Source organism: Gordonia sp. WA4-43, from assembly GCF_020520305.1.
Taxonomy (GTDB): Bacteria; Actinomycetota; Actinomycetes; order Mycobacteriales; family Mycobacteriaceae; genus Gordonia; species Gordonia hongkongensis.
This window is the reverse complement of record NZ_CP084736.1, coordinates 1,701,136-1,715,734: the sequence shown is the minus strand read 5'-3', so window position 1 is coordinate 1,715,734 and position 14,599 is coordinate 1,701,136. Positions and strand designations below refer to the sequence as shown.

Sequence of the window (14,599 nt, the reverse complement as noted above, 5' to 3'; positions counted from 1 at the left end):
TGTGTGAGGATCCTCGGGTGACCGACAGCTCGGACGATCAGCGCGCGGACGACTCGTCCGCCGACGCAAGACCAGACACCACCAAGGTCGGTGCCGACGCCGTCCTCGGCGGCGATGCGGTGCTCGGCGGCGGTGAGAAGACGTATCCGACCCGGCTCCAGGTGATGATGACCGGCCTGCGGTCGTGCGCGACGGTCGGCGCGCAGATCGTGTTGGTGGCCGCCGCGCTGTGGGTGCTGTTCTGGTTGCTCGGCAAGTTCTGGGTGATCCTGTTGCCGGTCCTCCTGGCCATCATCGCGTGCACGATCCTGTGGCCGCCGGTGCGGTGGATGCGCAACAAGGGCGTGCCGGCCGCCGCGGCGTCGTTCCTGATGATGCTCATCGGACTGGGTGTGTTCGCCGGTGTGATCGGGCTGATCGTCCCGTCGGTCGTCGACCAGGCGCCCGAACTGGCGAGCCGTGCGACCGATGGTGTGGAGCGTCTGCAGGACTGGGTGCAGGGTCCGCCGCTGAACGTCGACGACCAGCAGCTCGACAACATGGTCAGCACCATCACCGACCGACTGCAGTCGAGCGCGTCGACCATCGCGGCCGGTGTGTTCAGCGGCGTCGGAACGGCGACGTCGCTGCTGATCACGATGTTCACCTCGCTCGTGCTCGTGTTCTTCTTCCTCAAGGACGGTCCGAAGTTCGTGCCGTGGCTCGACCGCACCGTCGGCAAGCCCTCGGGCAACCACCTCGGTGAGGTGCTGACCCGCATGTGGAACAGCCTCGGCGGCTTCATCCGCACACAGGCGATCGTGAGTTTCGTCGACGCCGCGCTGATCGGTCTCGGTCTGTTCATCCTGGGCGTCCCGTTGGCGTCTGTGCTGGTGGTCATCACCTTCCTCGGCGGATTCATCCCGATCGTGGGTGCCTTCGTCGCCGGCGCGCTCGCGGTGTTGATCGCACTCGTGTCCAACGGTCTGACCACGGCCCTGATCGTGCTGGGCATCATCCTCGCGGTGCAGCAACTCGAGGGGAACGTGCTCCAGCCGTGGTTGCAGTCGAAGTCGATGGATCTGCACGCGGTGATCGTGCTGCTGTCGGTGACCTTGGGCGGCACGTTGTTCGGCATCACCGGCGCGTTCCTCGCGGTTCCCGCCGTGGCCTCGCTCGCCGTGGTGCTCCGCTACCTGAACGAGCAGATCGCCGAGCGGGCCGGCGAGTCGTTGCCACCCGCGAACACACCGGTGACGACCCAGGTCGGTGTTCCGAACGATGACCCGCCGAAGGATCCCCCGAACCCGGTGAAGGGGTTGCTCGACCGGGACTGACTCCTCGGACCGACGCCCCGCCGGGCGTCGCGCTGCCTGCCGATAGACTGGGCGCCCGTGAGTCTCACCCTGGGAATCGTCGGTCTGCCCAACGTCGGTAAGTCGACCCTGTTCAATGCCCTGACCCGTAACGACGTCCTCGCGGCGAACTACCCGTTCGCGACGATCGAGCCGAACGTCGGCGTGGTCGAACTGCCGGACAGCCGCCTGGGCCGCCTCGCAGAGATCTTCGGCAGCGAGCGGATCCTGCCCGCCACCGTGTCCTTCGTCGACATCGCCGGCATCGTGAAGGGTGCGTCGGAAGGTGAGGGCATGGGCAACCAGTTCCTCGCCAACATCCGCGAAGCCGACGCCATCTGCCAGGTGGTCCGGGTCTTCGACGACGGTGACGTCGTCCACGTCGACGGTCGCGTCGATCCCTTCGCCGACATCGAGGTCATCGAGACTGAGCTGATCCTGGCCGACATGCAGACGCTCGAGAAGGCCATCCCGCGTCTGGAGAAAGACGCGCGCAAGAACAAGGACCTGGCCGAGACCCTCGCTGCCGCCAAAAAGGCGCAGGAGATCCTCGACACCGGCAAAACACTGTTCTCGCAGAAGGATTCGTTCGACCTGGCGTCGGTGCGCGAGCTGCACCTGATGACCGCGAAGCCGTTCCTCTATGTCTTCAACTCCGACGAGGGTGTGCTCACCGACGACGCCCGTAAGGCGGAGCTGCGCGCCGCCGTCGCACCCGCCGACGCTGTGTTCCTCGACGCCAAGGTCGAGAGCGAACTCCTCGAACTCGACGAGGAGGACGCCCAGGAGCTGCTCGACTCGATCGGGCAGGACGAGCCGGGCCTGACCTCGTTGGCGCGCGCCGGTTTTCACACCTTGGGCCTGCAGACCTACCTCACGGCCGGCCCCAAGGAATCCCGTGCCTGGACCATCCACCAGGGCGACACCGCGCCCAAGGCGGCCGGTGTCATCCACACCGACTTCGAAAAGGGCTTCATCAAGGCCGAGATCGTCTCGTTCGACGACCTCGACGCCGCCGGCTCGATGGCCGCGGCCAAGTCCGCCGGCAAGGTGCGCATGGAGGGCAAGGACTACGTCATGAAAGACGGTGACGTCGTCGAGTTCCGGTTCAACGTCTAGACAAGCGATGACGTCCGTGCCGCCGAACGAGGAGCTCTACCTCGCGGGCGGTTGCCTGTGGGGTGTGCAGGCATTCGTCGCGACGCTGCCGGGTGTGACCTTCACCGAGGCCGGCCGGGCCAACGGCACGAGCCATACCCTCGACGGTGAGTACGACGGCTACGCCGAATGCGTGCGGACCCGGTTCGATCCGGCTGTCGTGAGCGTCGACCAGTTGGTCTCGCACCTCTTCGAGATCATCGATCCGTACAGCGTGAACCGACAGGGGCCCGACGTCGGCGAGAAGTACCGCACCGGTGTGTATTCCGACCGGCCGGAGCACCTCGACCAGGCTCGAGCGTTCATCGGTGCTCGGGACGACGCGGATCGCATCGCCGTCGAGGTGCTCCCGCTGTTGAACTATGTGCGCAGCGCCGACGAGCACCAGGATCGGCTCGCACGGTATCCAGAGAGCGCGTGCCACCTTCCGCAGGAGCTGCTGACCAAGTACCGCGGCTGACGTTCAGCAATGGGTATCGCTCAGCGATGCCAATTGCTGAACCCTCCGCGCCGAGTGCCCGACGATCCCCGGCCGGCCGTGCACGGTCTCGCGACACGCTCATGGCCGTCGCCCATCGTTGCTAGCGTGACCTCCATGCCCATCACACTCGAGAACGTCGCCATCGCCGTGCGTGACCTCGACGCCGCGATCGCCTTCTTCACCGACCTCGGTCTCGACGTCATCGGCCGGGACACGGTCCGCGGGGAGTGGGCCGACACGGCGGTCGGGCTCGACGGCAACCACGTGGAGATGGCGATGCTGCAGACCCCCGACGGTCACGGGCGGCTCGAACTCTTCGAGTACATCCATCCCGAGGCCATCGAGACGCCACCCACGCAGCCCAACGACATCGGGATGCACCGGGTGGCGTTCTCGGTCGACGACATCGACGAGGCCCTCCAGGTGGCGGCACGGCACGGGTGCCATCCCGTGCGCGGCGTCGCCACCTACGAGGACGTGTACAAACTGACCTACGTGCGCGGGCCCAGCGATATCCTCGTCATGCTCGCCCAACGACTCTCGCCAGGCTGATCCGACGCAGCTCGGGTCACGGGTTCTGGCCGAAGGGGTTGCCGCCGAACGGCAACGGGGAACCGCCCGATCCGCTGCCGGACTCCGGCACCGTCGTCTCCTGCTCGTCGACGGCACTGCCCAGCTTCACCTGGACCGTCCGGGCACCCGAACCGGAACCGATGGTCACCGGCACGGTCTCACCCGGCTCGTGGGTGAGGATCTGCGCCATGAGGTCGGCGTAGTCGGAGACGGTGGTGTCACCGACCTTGGTGATGACGTCGCCCTGCCGGATACCGGCGTCTGCCGCGGGCCCGCCACGCTGCACCGACGAAACGGTCGCGCCCTCGGTCCGGTCGCCGGCCGACAGTGAACCCGACACTCCCATCACGGGTTTGGTGGCCTGACCGTCCTGCAACAGTTGATTGGCGATGCGCTTGGCGGTGTTGATCGGGATCGCGAAACCCAACCCGAAGGACTGCGGTCCACCGGACGCGGCCTGGCCGGTGTCCACCGCCGAATTGACCGCGATCACCTGCCCCTGCAGATTCACCAGTGGCCCACCGGAATTGCCGGGGTTGATGGGGGTGTCGGTCTGCAGACCGTTGTACACGGTGAGCGACGAACCACTGGTGTCGCCGGCGGTCACCGTCCGCGACAGCGCGCTGACGATGCCGGACGTCACCGTGTTGGTCAGGCTGTCCGGGCTGCCGACGGCGACCACCTGCTGGCCGACCTTCAGCGCATCCGAATCACCGAGTGCCGCCGGGGTCAATCCCGACGCACCCTCGAGCTTGATGACCGCGAGATCGTACGACGGGGCGTTCCCGGTGACGGTGGCGTTGTGCTGATGCCCGTCGCCGGTGGTGACGACGATCGTGCTGCCGGAGCCGGCCCCGGCGACGACGTGGTGGTTCGTCAGGACGTAACCGTCGGGGGAGAGGACGATACCGCTGCCCACCGCCGTGCCGTTCGCGGTCTGGACCTTGATGTCGGCCGTCGACTTCGACGCCACGCTCGCGGCATACGTCACCGAACCGGGTTGCGCGTCGGCGGCGTTGGCCGCGGCGGCCGGTTGCGAGTTGAGGATCGGTACCGACGCGGCGTCGTGCCCGAGCAGCGAACTGCCTCCCATGCCGACGGCGCCGCCGAGCAGTCCCGCGAGGAGCGCGGTGACGATGATCGGCTTCGTCACGCCGGCCCGCTGCCGCGCGACCGGAGGAGGCGGCGGGGGTGAGACGAATGGCGGCGGGGTGGCCTGCGGGTTCATCGCCCAGGGCCCGGGCGGCGGCACCGGTCCGCGCGGCGGCGCAAAGGGTTCGGTGATCGGGTCGTGGTCGTCGTCGGGCATGGGGGTCTGGGGCGTGTTCACGGCACCACGATGCCTGCGCCTCATGTGAACAGGGCTACGGAAATCCTGCGGATTTGCTGACAAGCTCGACGCGGACTCTCAGGTGTCTCTGACCTGTCCACTGCGGATTTCCCGCGCCACGAGATATCAGTGTCGACCGAATGTGGTTCCGCGGTAATGTGACCCGCCGACCACCCGCATCCGACTCAACCCTCGAGGACAGTGACATTTCCATCGACCACGCGATCATCGCGGATCTCGACGATGCCGCCGGCACTCTCGCCGCCGCTTTCGACGCCTATCCCTGGACTCGATGGTCCATTCCCGAGGACGGCTATCGGGAACGGTTGCACCGACTACAACGGATGTATCTGGGATACGCCTTCGACCACGGTGTCGTGCTGGTCACCACGGACCGGTGCGGCGTGATCGCCCTGCTGCCCCCGGATGTGCCGGAGCCGGATGGACAGTTTCAGGCCGAAGCGGCCGCCCTGCACGGCGATCGGCTGGCCGCGGTCGCCCGGGCCGAGACCCCTGCGCACCCGGCAGGCGCATGGAACCTGGCGACACTCGGAGTCCACCCGGACCGCCAGGGCAAGGGGCTGGGAAGCGCGCTGGTCCGCGCCGGACTCGCCGCGGTCGACGACAGGACTCCTCCTCCGGAGGCGTGCGTCGCGCTCGAGACCTCCGACGATCGCAATGTGATGATCTACGGACGTCGCGGGTTCGTCGTCACCGCAACGACTCCGGTCGACACGGGCCTCGTCGTCCATTCGATGCTCCGCGATCCGGATGGCGGCGGGTTGTCGGCGACCGTGTGAGGACACTGCTAGCGTTTCGGCCGATGGCAGACTTCGAGTTGACCGATGACGACTTGCGGGTCGTCGTGCGTTGTGCGACCGAGTGGGCCGAAGAAGTGCTGCCGGTCTTCGAGCGAACGCGGCCCGACGACCCGCGTCCCCGCGCGGCCATCGAGGCGGCCCGGGAATTCGCCGCCGGCGCACGCAGATCGACGCGACAGCGGACGGCGGCCTTCGCAGCGCATCGGGCCGCGAAGGACGCGCAGTCGGAGACCGCTCGACTGGCCGCCCAAGCCGCGGGCGACGCAGCGGCGGCGGCATATCTGCATCCGATCGCGAAAGCGCACCAGGTCGGTCACATCCTGCGGGCCGCGGTGAACCGGGTATACATCGCCGAACTCGACAGCGGCGGAGACCCGACGGTGGGGAACGAGATGATCGCGGCCGTGTGCAACCGGACACCACCCGAGCTCATCGATGTGCTGTGTCGGTACCCGGAACCGGGGGTCGGCGCATCGCGGGCGGCCCGCCTGATGGCCGAACTCGACAGCCGGTTGCGGGCGTCGGGCAGACGGACGACTGGGACGCCCGACTGAGACGAATGGCCGCTCGGTCACGTCAAATCCCCTGTGCAGGAACGGTTTTGTTGATCATTCGCCTGACAAACGACATGTCGCATGACATTGTGTTGCCTGGCCGATGCGCGCAGTCGGGCTCAACGGCCATCCAGTTGGCACATGTCGAAAGGTCTCCAGTGTCCTCGTCTGAACTCGGTCTCACCATGTTGTTCGCCTTCATCGGTCCGCTCCTGGCGCTCTACGCCAACGGCAGCTAGGGGTACGACCTTCCGGGTGAAAGTGCACATCGTGCGCCGTTCGTCGTCGATACTGCATCGGTGACTCCTTCCAGACGAACCGTGCTCGCCGCGGCCATCGTGGTCCTGCTCGCGGTGGCCGGGCTTCTCGTCCCGACGCCGGCGAGCAGTGCCGCCGCGCCCTCGGGTTGGCGGTACACGATGGTCGCGTTCAGCAATGCGAGTGCGCGCGACATGGACGTGTACGAGTCCTCAGACGGCCTCGAGTACACCCTGGTGCGCAGGTCCGCGTACCGGCCGCCGACGGGGTACGTCCGCGATGCGAGCATCTTCCGGCACACCGACGGCTGGTATTACGTGACGTACACGACCGCCGACGGGGCGAGTATCGGGTTCGCCCGCAGCCGCGACCGCGTGAACTGGAACTTCCTGTACAACTGGCCGGTGCCGCTGTGCTGTGCGTTCCTGCCGGGGACCGGTGACGGCAAGGGATTCGGCTCGAGCGGATCAGGTTCGTCCGGCTCGTCCGGGTCGGCGGGTTCGAGTGACGGTCCGTCGTTGTCGCCGTTCACGACCAAGGCCTGGGCGCCCGAATGGTTCGTGGAGGGTGGCCGGGTCAACGTGATCCTGTCGATGTAGACCGGTGGTGGTTTCGTCCCGTACGTGATGACGGCGCTCGATCCCGGGCTGCGGATGTGGAGTCCGCCCGTGCCGCTGTTGAGCATCGGCGCCGACCACATCGACACCACGGTCATCAAGGTCGGGCCGACCTATCATGCATTCACCAAGAACGAGACGCGAAAGTTCATCGAGCACGCGGTCTCGGGCTCGCTGTTCGGGCCCTACCGGTTCGTGCCGCCGGGCAACTGGGGTCGTCTCGTCGAGGGTCCCGCCGTCGTCCAGCTACCGAACGGCGCCTGGCGGATGTACCTCGACGCCTACCGGAACGGCCGATACCTCGACTCCGACAGCACCGATGGGATGCGCACCTGGTCGCCGGTGAAACAGATCCCGGGCATCTCCGGGACGGTCCGCCACGTGGGCGTGATGCGCGAGCGCGCCTGACGGCGACGGGTCCGCACGCACCGCTTTGCAGGCGGGGTATGGCGCTAAGCGCGATTCGCGTCCCGCTCAACAGGATCGAAGGGAATATTGCCCTTCGATCCTGCTCACGGGGATGGAATTTTCCCCCGGCCGGCCGCCGGCTGAGGTGCGAGCGAAGCGAGCAGGGGGTTATGCGTTTCATTCGAATTAGTGGAGGGCCAGGTCTCAGCCGACGGTGATGGCGTCGAGGCGCTGTCGGATGAAGTCCCCGGACACCACCGGTTCGAGTCCGGCGCGGCGGCCCACGGGTGGGGCGACGGGGGAGACGAGGGCGTCGTGATCGAGTTCGTAGAAGAAGATCAGCGAGACGAGATCCTCGGCGGGTGCGTCGGGTTGCGGTGGCAGGACGCGGTGCCGGCCCGCGGGCCAGCGCCCGGCCGACCAGTACTCGAGGATGTCCCCGATGTTGACGGTCAGGGCGTCGGGGTTCCACGGTGCGTCGGCCCACCCCGATTGCTCGCTGTAGACCTGTAATCCGCCGGCGCCGGGTTCGCGGTCGAGGATGGTGACGGTGCCGAAGTCGGTGTGCGGTCCGATGCGGAACTGGCCGGGTTCGGGGGTTCCGACGTCGTGCAGCGGCGGGTAGTGGTTGATGTTGGACGACCACGTCGGCTTCGACGCGAGGTCGCGGAACGGATTGTCCGAGCCGACGAGGCCGAGTGCGGCGGCCATCAGCGCCAGCAGGTCGTCGGACAGCCGCCGCATCTGAGACGTCCACGCGGTGAACAGTTCTCGGAGTTCGGGCGTTTCCGTCGGCCACACGTCGGGGGCGAACCAGTACCCGTCGATCTCGGGTATGCCCACCGGCGTCTGCGCACCGGAGGTGAACGATTCCTTCAGGTCCGGCGGGGTCTCGGTGCCCTCGGCGAAACCGTTGGCCTCCTTGCCGGGACCGATCCAACCGCGGCCGCCGACACCGGCGGAGTACCGGCTCTTGACGTCGGCCGGGAGCGCGAAGAACCGACGGGCCGCCGCGCGAAGGGAGCTCGGCAACTCGGGATCGAGTCCGTGCCCCGTGACGAGCAGGAACCCGGCCTGCTGCAGGGATTCATCGACAGCGGCGCAGACCCGTTGCGCGGCAGCACCTCCGGACTGCCACTCCCGAAAGTCGACGGTGAGTACCGGGCTGTCGGTCATGACATCTCCACGTTCTCGTCGGCCGGGGCGACCCCGATGTCCTCGTTCCACACCGCGGGATTGGCCGCGATGTACGACGACATCATCTCTGCGCACCGCTCGTCGTCGAGCACGATGACCTCGACGCCGTGCTCACGCAACCAGTCCTCTCCGCCGTGGAACGAGGTGTGTTCGCCGATGACGACCGTGCCGATGCCGAACTGGCGGATGAGGCCGGAGCAGTACCAGCACGGCGACAGGGTCGTCACCATGATCGTCGGCCCGTAATCCCGTTGCCGCCCCGCGGCGCGGAATGCATCGGTCTCGCCGTGCGCCGACGGATCGTCGGCCTGCACGCGCCGATTGTGGCCCGCGCCGAGCAGCGTGCCGTCGGCCGCGAAGAGGGCCGCGCCGATCGGGATGCCGCCCTCGTCGAGGCTCGTCCATGCCTCCCGGTAGGCGACGTCGAGCATCCCGGACACGTCGAGACCGGCATGGCCGGGCAGCGAGATCGTCATGCTTCGAGAGTGCCGGGTGGCTCCGACGGTGACAACTGACAGATCGTCGTACTGCGGCCGAGGCCGCCGGTGCATATTGTCTTCGTCCATGACGCTCGATCGACCCCCGACGGATACCGCCACCCCGACGCTTCGGGAGATCCTCGACGACCACCTGGCGGTCGCCGAGCCGCGGGTTCTGAGCGGCCACGAACGTCTCGACGCACCCGTGCGGTGGGTGCATTCGAGCGAGATCTACGAGATCGGGCCGCTGCTCACCGGCGGCGAGTTGCTGCTCACGACGGGGCTCGGTCTGCGCGGACTCGATGCCGGCACCCGCAAGCACTATGTGCAGGACCTGTCGCAGCGCGGGGTCGCGGCGGTCGCGATCGAAGTGGGTCGGACGTTCGAGGCGGTACCCGAGGAGATGGTGCGGGCGGGATCGGCGGTCCGGCTGCCGATCATCGAACTCCGGGCGGTGGTCCCCTTCATTGACGTGTGCCGAGCGGTCAACACCGCGATCGCCGCCCGCGAGGTCGACGAGTTACGAGTCCGCTCGACTCTCGTGGAGTCACTCCACGACGACCTGGCGGCCGGTGCCGGGGTCGCGCCCATGCTCGGCCATGTGGCCGAAACCCTGCATGCGCCTGTCGTTCTCGTGTCCACATCCGGGGCGCTGCTGTCCGCGCACGGCGTCGACGACGACTCGGCGGCGTGGCGGGTCGTCGACCGGGCCGTATCGGACGCCACGGTCCACAGCAAGGGACGTCCGATCGCCCGGCTGATCGTGGGCGAGCGCACCGACGACGGCCCGGTCCCGTTCGCGCAGAGTCTGTTGCGTGCGGCCGCCGGTCCGGTGGCGGTCGGCCTGACCCGGACCGGGGTCCGGGGTTCGGCCCTGGCCGCGCGGCTCGTCGAAGACCTGGTCGACGCCGGACCGATGCGACCCGCGGATCTGCGGGCACGCCTGGCCGCCGCGGGGGTGTCCGTGGGGGCGCCCACCGTGGTGGTGCCCCTTGCGGCGGAGGCCCCCGACCCGCGGATGGCCGATGCCGCGGTCGCCGGCGCCGAGCTGGATTCGGTGGCACGCAGCATCGTCGACGCCACGGTCTACGCACTGGCCGCGGTGCCGGCCGGGGGAGGAGAGGGCGCCACCGACCCGGTCGACCGGGTGGCGTCCTCGTTGACACGGCAGGGCAACCGAATCGGACGCACCACGGTCGTCGTCGGAAACCCCTGTGTCATCGACGATGTCGGGCCCGGCGCCGATGTGGCGTCCGCCCTCTCCGCCTCACTGCGTCGATGCGGGCGACAACTTGGGCTCGCGGCGTCCACCGCCGCGGGTCTCGAGGCGGGACGACGGGTGTTCACCTCGCGCGAACTCCTCGTCGACGAGGCGATCGGTGCGCTGGATCCCGCTCTTCGGACGGAGCTGCGGTCCCTGGTGGAACCACTCGTCGCGGCCGATGGACGCTCCTCGTCGGACCTCGTCCGGACCCTGGCGGTGCTCCTGGCGCACGGCTGCAGCGCGACGCGGTCGGCTGCGGCGCTCCACATCGGCAGGCAGAGCCTCTATCAGCGGCTCGAACGGATCCGGACTGTGCTCGGTTTCGACCCCACCGACCCGGCCGTCTACGCGTCGACGATGCTGGCCCTGCGTTCGGTGACCCGCGAGGTTCACCAGGTGGCTCACCAGTTGTAGTCGAGGAACTTCCCGTCGAAGGTCACGACCACGCGGTCGCCGTTCGGGTCGGGCCGGCGTCGGATGTCGATGTTGAAGTTGATGGCGCTCATGATGCCGTCGCCGAACTCCTCGTGGATGAGTGCCTTCAGCGCGGGCCCGTAGACGTCGAGCGCCTCGTAGAAGCGGTAGATGGTGGGGTCGCTCGTCGCCGCCTCGTCGGGTGTACGCGTCGGCTGTTGCCGCAGACTCTCGGCGACGCCCTCGCCGAGGCCGAGCAGTTCCACCACGGCGGTGGCCTTCGTGGCCGGGACCGGATGTTTGCCCAGCAGCGCAGCGACGGTCCAGACCAACGGGGCGTCGATCTTCTCGGCAATTGTCGCCCACGTCAGTCCCTGGCGAATCCGCGCGGCGTTGATCAGCTCTGCGGCATCGGTTTTCGGCATGATCGGGGTGGTCATCGTCATCTCCATCGATAGTGTTGGACCACACCCACATTGCCCATCGGCGGGCACGATGCCAAGTCGAGTCAGCGACTTTCGGCAGTGTTCACACGATCGACACGCCCACCGCAGACCGCGGCGACACCAGAACTTCACACCGCGACCTGGACCGAGTGAGGGCGGTGTAACAGGGAGACTCGTCGATGACACCGAACGGACATGTGGCCTCGGTTCCATGGGCGCATCAACTGAGGAGTTCGAGGAGAACCACATGTCCTATGTGAAACCGTCCGAATTCGCGGTGAAGATGGTCGACGCCGGCGAGTCCAAGGCGTTCATGTCCACCCGCGACACCCTGATCAGGGCGTTCATGGCCGGCGCGATCCTGGCTCTGGCCGCGGCCTTCGCGGTGACCGTCACCGTGCAGACCGGCCAGCCGCTGCTGGGGGCGCTGTTGTTCCCGGTCGGCTTCATCCTGCTCTACCTGATGGGATTCGACCTGCTCACCGGTGTGTTCACGCTGGTGCCACTCGCACTGCTCGACAAGCGACGAGGAGTCACGGTCCGGTCGATGCTGCGCAACTGGGGTCTGGTGTTCCTCGGGAACTTCCTCGGCGCCATCCTGGTCGCGGTGATGATGGCGGTCATCCTGACCTATGGATTCAGCGTCGCACCCGACGAGGTGGGACAGCGGCTCGGCGAGATCGGCCACAGCCGTACCGTCGGTTACGCCGAGCACGGGGCGGCCGGCATGCTGACGCTGTTCATCCGCGGCGTGCTGTGCAACTGGATGGTGTCCACCGGTGTCGTCGCCGCGATGATGTCGACATCCCTGCCCGGCAAGGTGATCGGGATGTGGATGCCGATCATGCTGTTCTTCTACATGGGCTTCGAGCACTCGATCGTCAACATGTTCCTCTTCCCCTCGGGTCTCATGCTCGGCGGTGACTTCTCGATCGCCGACTACCTCGTCTGGAACGAGATCCCCACGGTGATCGGCAATCTCGTCGGCGGACTCACCTTCGTCGGTCTGACGCTGTACTTCACCCATGTACGGACCGCTCCGGATCGTCGACCCCCCGCCCACGACGCGACGACCGAGGTCGACGTGGCCGCGCCGGTCCGTACGACGACCGCTTAGTCCCGACGCCGACCCGTATGACGTCGTGCCCGCATTCCGGGCACGACGTCATATGGGTCGGCAGGGTCATACGGCTGTCGCCGAAGACGGCTCGGCCGGGTCGTCCTGGAGGGCGCGGGCGTACCAGGCGCCCAGGCCGAGCAGGATGAGTCCGGTCACGATGAACACGATCACGCGGAAGATCCCGTCGAGGGTGGCCAGGTCGAAGAGGAACAGTTTCGCCATCGCGGCCGCGACGAGGACTAGACCCCCGGTGACCGCGGCGGTACGTGCGGCACCGGTGCGACGCCGGGCATAGGCCAGGGCCGTCCCCGCGAGGACCATCCAGCAGGTGGTCGCCAGCACGTGACCGGCGAGGAAGCCGTCCGACCCGGCGACCAGGACGCCTGCGGTCACACTGATCGCGGTGAGTGCGTAGACGACGACCACTCCGGCGGCGATATGGGCTGCGCGCGAGACCTTCTCGTCGGTGAGGCGGGCCCACCCGGCGGCCAGGACCAGGGCGCCGGCGGCCGCGAGTACACTCGCCACGACGATCCCCAGAGACGCGTCCCGTCGCATCAGGTCCGCATCGGCGAGCACATACGGCGGCGCCGCGTCGAGTAGCGCCGCGAAACCGATGGCCCACAGGACCGAGCCACCGGCGAGAAGTACCCGCGAGGTCGTCGACCATGTCCGGGCGACAAGCGCGGTCACCGTTGCCAGGCCGAGCAGGACGGTGATCGCCACCGTGCCGTCGAAGGCCACCAGAACGGCGACGAACAGCAGCAGAAGGGCGGTCGCGGACCAGATCTGCGCAACGACGTCGGGCACGCGCGGGGTGGAGCCGGTACGCGAGTCGGGAAGCCCCGATCCGATCAACACGGTTCCGATCAGCGCGCCGGCGATGCAGGTCTGCAGGATCACCGCGCCCGGCATGTTCATCACCGCTCCGGCGAACAACGCGGGGATGGTCGTCGCACTCGCCAGACCGGCCAGCGTCTCCCGGAACTGCGTGGTGGGCATCGCGATCAGGGCGCCGGCGACCCCCAGCACGACGACCACGACGACCGCGGCCGCGAAGACGGTGTCGGCGGCACCGGCCGACGTCCAGCCGGCCAGCGCGAGGACACCGACCAGGGTCAACGGAATCGTGGGCGCGGCGAGCCGCACGGCATGCAGCCAGATCCAGTCGCGACCGAGCTGGACCCACGCCGATGCCGCGGCGAGGACCACCATGAACGCGATGAGGGTGGTGTCCAGTCCGCCGGTGAGCACCGGTGCCAGAGCGATCAACGGCACGACGACGAGCAGCCCCAGGTGTTCGCTGCGCCACCGATGGGCAAGCGCGAGCCCAGCCGCGGCGACGAGTCCCGCGACTCCGAGGCCCACGACGATGGGCAACCAGTCGTAGATCTTGGTCGCGGCCAGGACGTCGAGGTAACCCGCCGCGATCCCGGTGGCCGTCAGCGCGATGGCACCGATCCGGCCGTCGGGCCGGCCGCGCGACCAGATCCCGCCGGCGACGAGCGCCGCGGCGAGGACCGCGCCACCCGCGACGCGGAATTCCGGGCGGAGCAATCCGGCCTGTGCGGCCAGGACGAGGAGCAGTGCGACACCGATGAGGGTCACGCCCACGCCGGCGGTGGCGAGGATCTTGCCGATCAATCCGCGTTCGGCGGCCGCGCCGATCCGTTCGGACATCGACGGCCCGGCCGGCCGCGGAGGCGACGCGACCGGCGGATACGGTCGCGCACTCGCCGGGCGGGGCATCGGCGGAGGACCTTGCGGGCCCGGCGGAGCGATCGGGGGTCGTTGGTGGCCGACCGGTGGCGGCGCCGTCGGCAACCAGGGCCGGGACGGGGGTGTGGGCCGAGGTCCCGCGGCCTGCGCAGGAGCTGCCGCCACCGTCGGTGGGGTGAGGCCGGCGGCGGGTGGCTGCACGGCGGATTGCGGTGCGGGGGCGACGTCGCGAGCAGGCTCGTCGGGCTCGGCGACGATACGTCGCAGCTCGGCGAATTCGGCTGACACGGTGGACATCTGGCGTGCTATCGCGTCGAACTCGGTCGAGATCCGCGCCAGGGTGGCAGTACTCGGATCGCCGCCGAATGTGCTGCTGGGAGAGTTCATGTGTCGACGATGACCGGTCGCGCCCCGGCATGGATGAGT

13 protein-coding genes and 1 pseudogene are annotated in these 14,599 nt (G+C 68.2%); 9 read left to right on the top strand and 5 right to left on the bottom strand.

The genetic code is table 11. The features are described 5' to 3' along the window. Nucleotides 1-17: 17 nt before the first annotated feature. The 4 genes from LEL84_RS07810 (at nucleotide 18) to LEL84_RS07795 (ending at nucleotide 3,525) form a co-directional block, all read left to right on the top strand. A complete protein-coding gene (locus tag LEL84_RS07810; RefSeq protein WP_065631088.1) occupies nucleotides 18-1,316 on the top strand; it encodes an AI-2E family transporter in 1,299 nt (432 codons plus the stop codon). A 57-nt stretch (nucleotides 1,317-1,373) separates the two neighbouring features. Continuing rightward, nucleotides 1,374-2,453 carry a redox-regulated ATPase YchF gene (ychF, locus tag LEL84_RS07805; protein ID WP_065631064.1) on the top strand — a complete coding sequence of 360 codons (1,080 nt, stop codon included), beginning with the start codon at nucleotides 1,374-1,376 and terminating at the stop codon, nucleotides 2,451-2,453. Nucleotides 2,454-2,460: 7 nt separating this feature from the next. Next, on the top strand, nucleotides 2,461-2,952 hold the full coding sequence (locus tag LEL84_RS07800) for a peptide-methionine (S)-S-oxide reductase (RefSeq protein ID WP_226513735.1): 492 nt from the start codon (nucleotides 2,461-2,463) through the stop codon (nucleotides 2,950-2,952). Between the two features lie 135 nt (nucleotides 2,953-3,087). Next, a complete protein-coding gene (locus LEL84_RS07795) occupies nucleotides 3,088-3,525 on the top strand; it encodes a VOC family protein (protein ID WP_226513734.1) in 438 nt (145 codons plus the stop codon). A gap of 16 nt (nucleotides 3,526-3,541) precedes the next feature. Here LEL84_RS07795 and LEL84_RS07790 read toward each other — a convergent pair whose 3' ends face one another. Beyond that, the gene (locus LEL84_RS07790; RefSeq protein WP_065631061.1) at nucleotides 3,542-4,900 is read right to left on the bottom strand and encodes a S1C family serine protease; all 1,359 of its coding nucleotides are present in this window, start codon (nucleotides 4,898-4,900) and stop codon (nucleotides 3,542-3,544) included. A 134-nt stretch (nucleotides 4,901-5,034) separates the two neighbouring features. Between LEL84_RS07790 and LEL84_RS07785 the strand changes: the two genes are divergently transcribed. The 3 genes and pseudogenes from LEL84_RS07785 (at nucleotide 5,035) to LEL84_RS07775 (ending at nucleotide 7,534) form a co-directional block, all read left to right on the top strand. Continuing rightward, nucleotides 5,035-5,676, top strand: a complete 642-nt coding sequence (locus tag LEL84_RS07785; protein ID WP_226513733.1) for a GNAT family N-acetyltransferase — start codon at nucleotides 5,035-5,037, stop codon at nucleotides 5,674-5,676. A gap of 23 nt (nucleotides 5,677-5,699) precedes the next feature. After that, complete coding sequence (locus LEL84_RS07780; protein ID WP_226513732.1) at nucleotides 5,700-6,251, top strand: putative immunity protein; 552 nt, start codon at nucleotides 5,700-5,702, stop codon at nucleotides 6,249-6,251. A 338-nt stretch (nucleotides 6,252-6,589) separates the two neighbouring features. Continuing rightward, nucleotides 6,590-7,534, top strand: a pseudogene (locus tag LEL84_RS07775) (arabinofuranosidase). Between the two features lie 204 nt (nucleotides 7,535-7,738). Here LEL84_RS07775 and LEL84_RS07770 read toward each other — a convergent pair. Beyond that, on the bottom strand, nucleotides 7,739-8,710 hold the full coding sequence (locus tag LEL84_RS07770; RefSeq protein WP_226513731.1) for an isopenicillin N synthase family dioxygenase: 972 nt from the start codon (nucleotides 8,708-8,710) through the stop codon (nucleotides 7,739-7,741). Continuing rightward, complete coding sequence (locus LEL84_RS07765) at nucleotides 8,707-9,207, bottom strand: nucleoside deaminase (protein WP_226513730.1); 501 nt, start codon at nucleotides 9,205-9,207, stop codon at nucleotides 8,707-8,709. The genes LEL84_RS07770 and LEL84_RS07765 overlap by 4 nt, the downstream gene beginning before the upstream one ends. An 88-nt stretch (nucleotides 9,208-9,295) precedes the next feature. Between LEL84_RS07765 and LEL84_RS07760 the strand changes: the two genes are divergently transcribed. After that, nucleotides 9,296-10,888: a PucR family transcriptional regulator gene (locus LEL84_RS07760; RefSeq protein WP_226513729.1), complete on the top strand. Its 1,593-nt coding sequence runs from the start codon at nucleotides 9,296-9,298 to the stop codon at nucleotides 10,886-10,888. Here the strand turns inward: LEL84_RS07760 and cynS are convergent. Further along, entirely contained in the window at nucleotides 10,876-11,328 is a 453-nt protein-coding gene (gene cynS / locus LEL84_RS07755) for a cyanase (RefSeq protein WP_058252560.1), read from the bottom strand. The two genes, LEL84_RS07760 and cynS, sit on opposite strands and share 13 nt — an antisense overlap. Nucleotides 11,329-11,581: 253 nt before the next feature. On the opposite strand from cynS, the gene LEL84_RS07750 reads away from it, so the two are divergent. Continuing rightward, a complete protein-coding gene (locus LEL84_RS07750; RefSeq protein ID WP_065631086.1) occupies nucleotides 11,582-12,451 on the top strand; it encodes a formate/nitrite transporter family protein in 870 nt (289 codons plus the stop codon). 66 nt (nucleotides 12,452-12,517) lie between these two features. Here LEL84_RS07750 and LEL84_RS07745 read toward each other — a convergent pair whose 3' ends face one another. After that, a complete protein-coding gene (locus LEL84_RS07745; protein WP_226513728.1) occupies nucleotides 12,518-14,560 on the bottom strand; it encodes a DUF2339 domain-containing protein in 2,043 nt (680 codons plus the stop codon). Between the last annotated feature and the right edge of the window lie 39 nt (nucleotides 14,561-14,599).

Bases quoted from the DNA above. Each gene is read 5' to 3' on its own strand.
- LEL84_RS07800 (WP_226513735.1), top strand. From the start codon at position 2,461: ATGACGTCCGTGCCGCCGAACGAGGAGCTCTACCTCGCGGGCGGTTGC.
- LEL84_RS07795 (WP_226513734.1), top strand. From the start codon at position 3,088: ATGCCCATCACACTCGAGAACGTCGCCATCGCCGTGCGTGACCTCGAC.
- LEL84_RS07790 (WP_065631061.1), bottom strand. From the start codon at position 4,900: ATGAGGCGCAGGCATCGTGGTGCCGTGAACACGCCCCAGACCCCCATG.
- LEL84_RS07780 (WP_226513732.1), top strand. From the start codon at position 5,700: ATGGCAGACTTCGAGTTGACCGATGACGACTTGCGGGTCGTCGTGCGT.
- LEL84_RS07770 (WP_226513731.1), bottom strand. From the start codon at position 8,710: ATGACCGACAGCCCGGTACTCACCGTCGACTTTCGGGAGTGGCAGTCC.
- LEL84_RS07765 (WP_226513730.1), bottom strand. From the start codon at position 9,207: ATGACGATCTCGCTGCCCGGCCATGCCGGTCTCGACGTGTCCGGGATG.
- LEL84_RS07760 (WP_226513729.1), top strand. From the start codon at position 9,296: ATGACGCTCGATCGACCCCCGACGGATACCGCCACCCCGACGCTTCGG.
- cynS (WP_058252560.1), bottom strand. From the start codon at position 11,328: ATGACCACCCCGATCATGCCGAAAACCGATGCCGCAGAGCTGATCAAC.
- LEL84_RS07750 (WP_065631086.1), top strand. From the start codon at position 11,582: ATGTCCTATGTGAAACCGTCCGAATTCGCGGTGAAGATGGTCGACGCC.
- LEL84_RS07745 (WP_226513728.1), bottom strand. From the start codon at position 14,560: ATGAACTCTCCCAGCAGCACATTCGGCGGCGATCCGAGTACTGCCACC.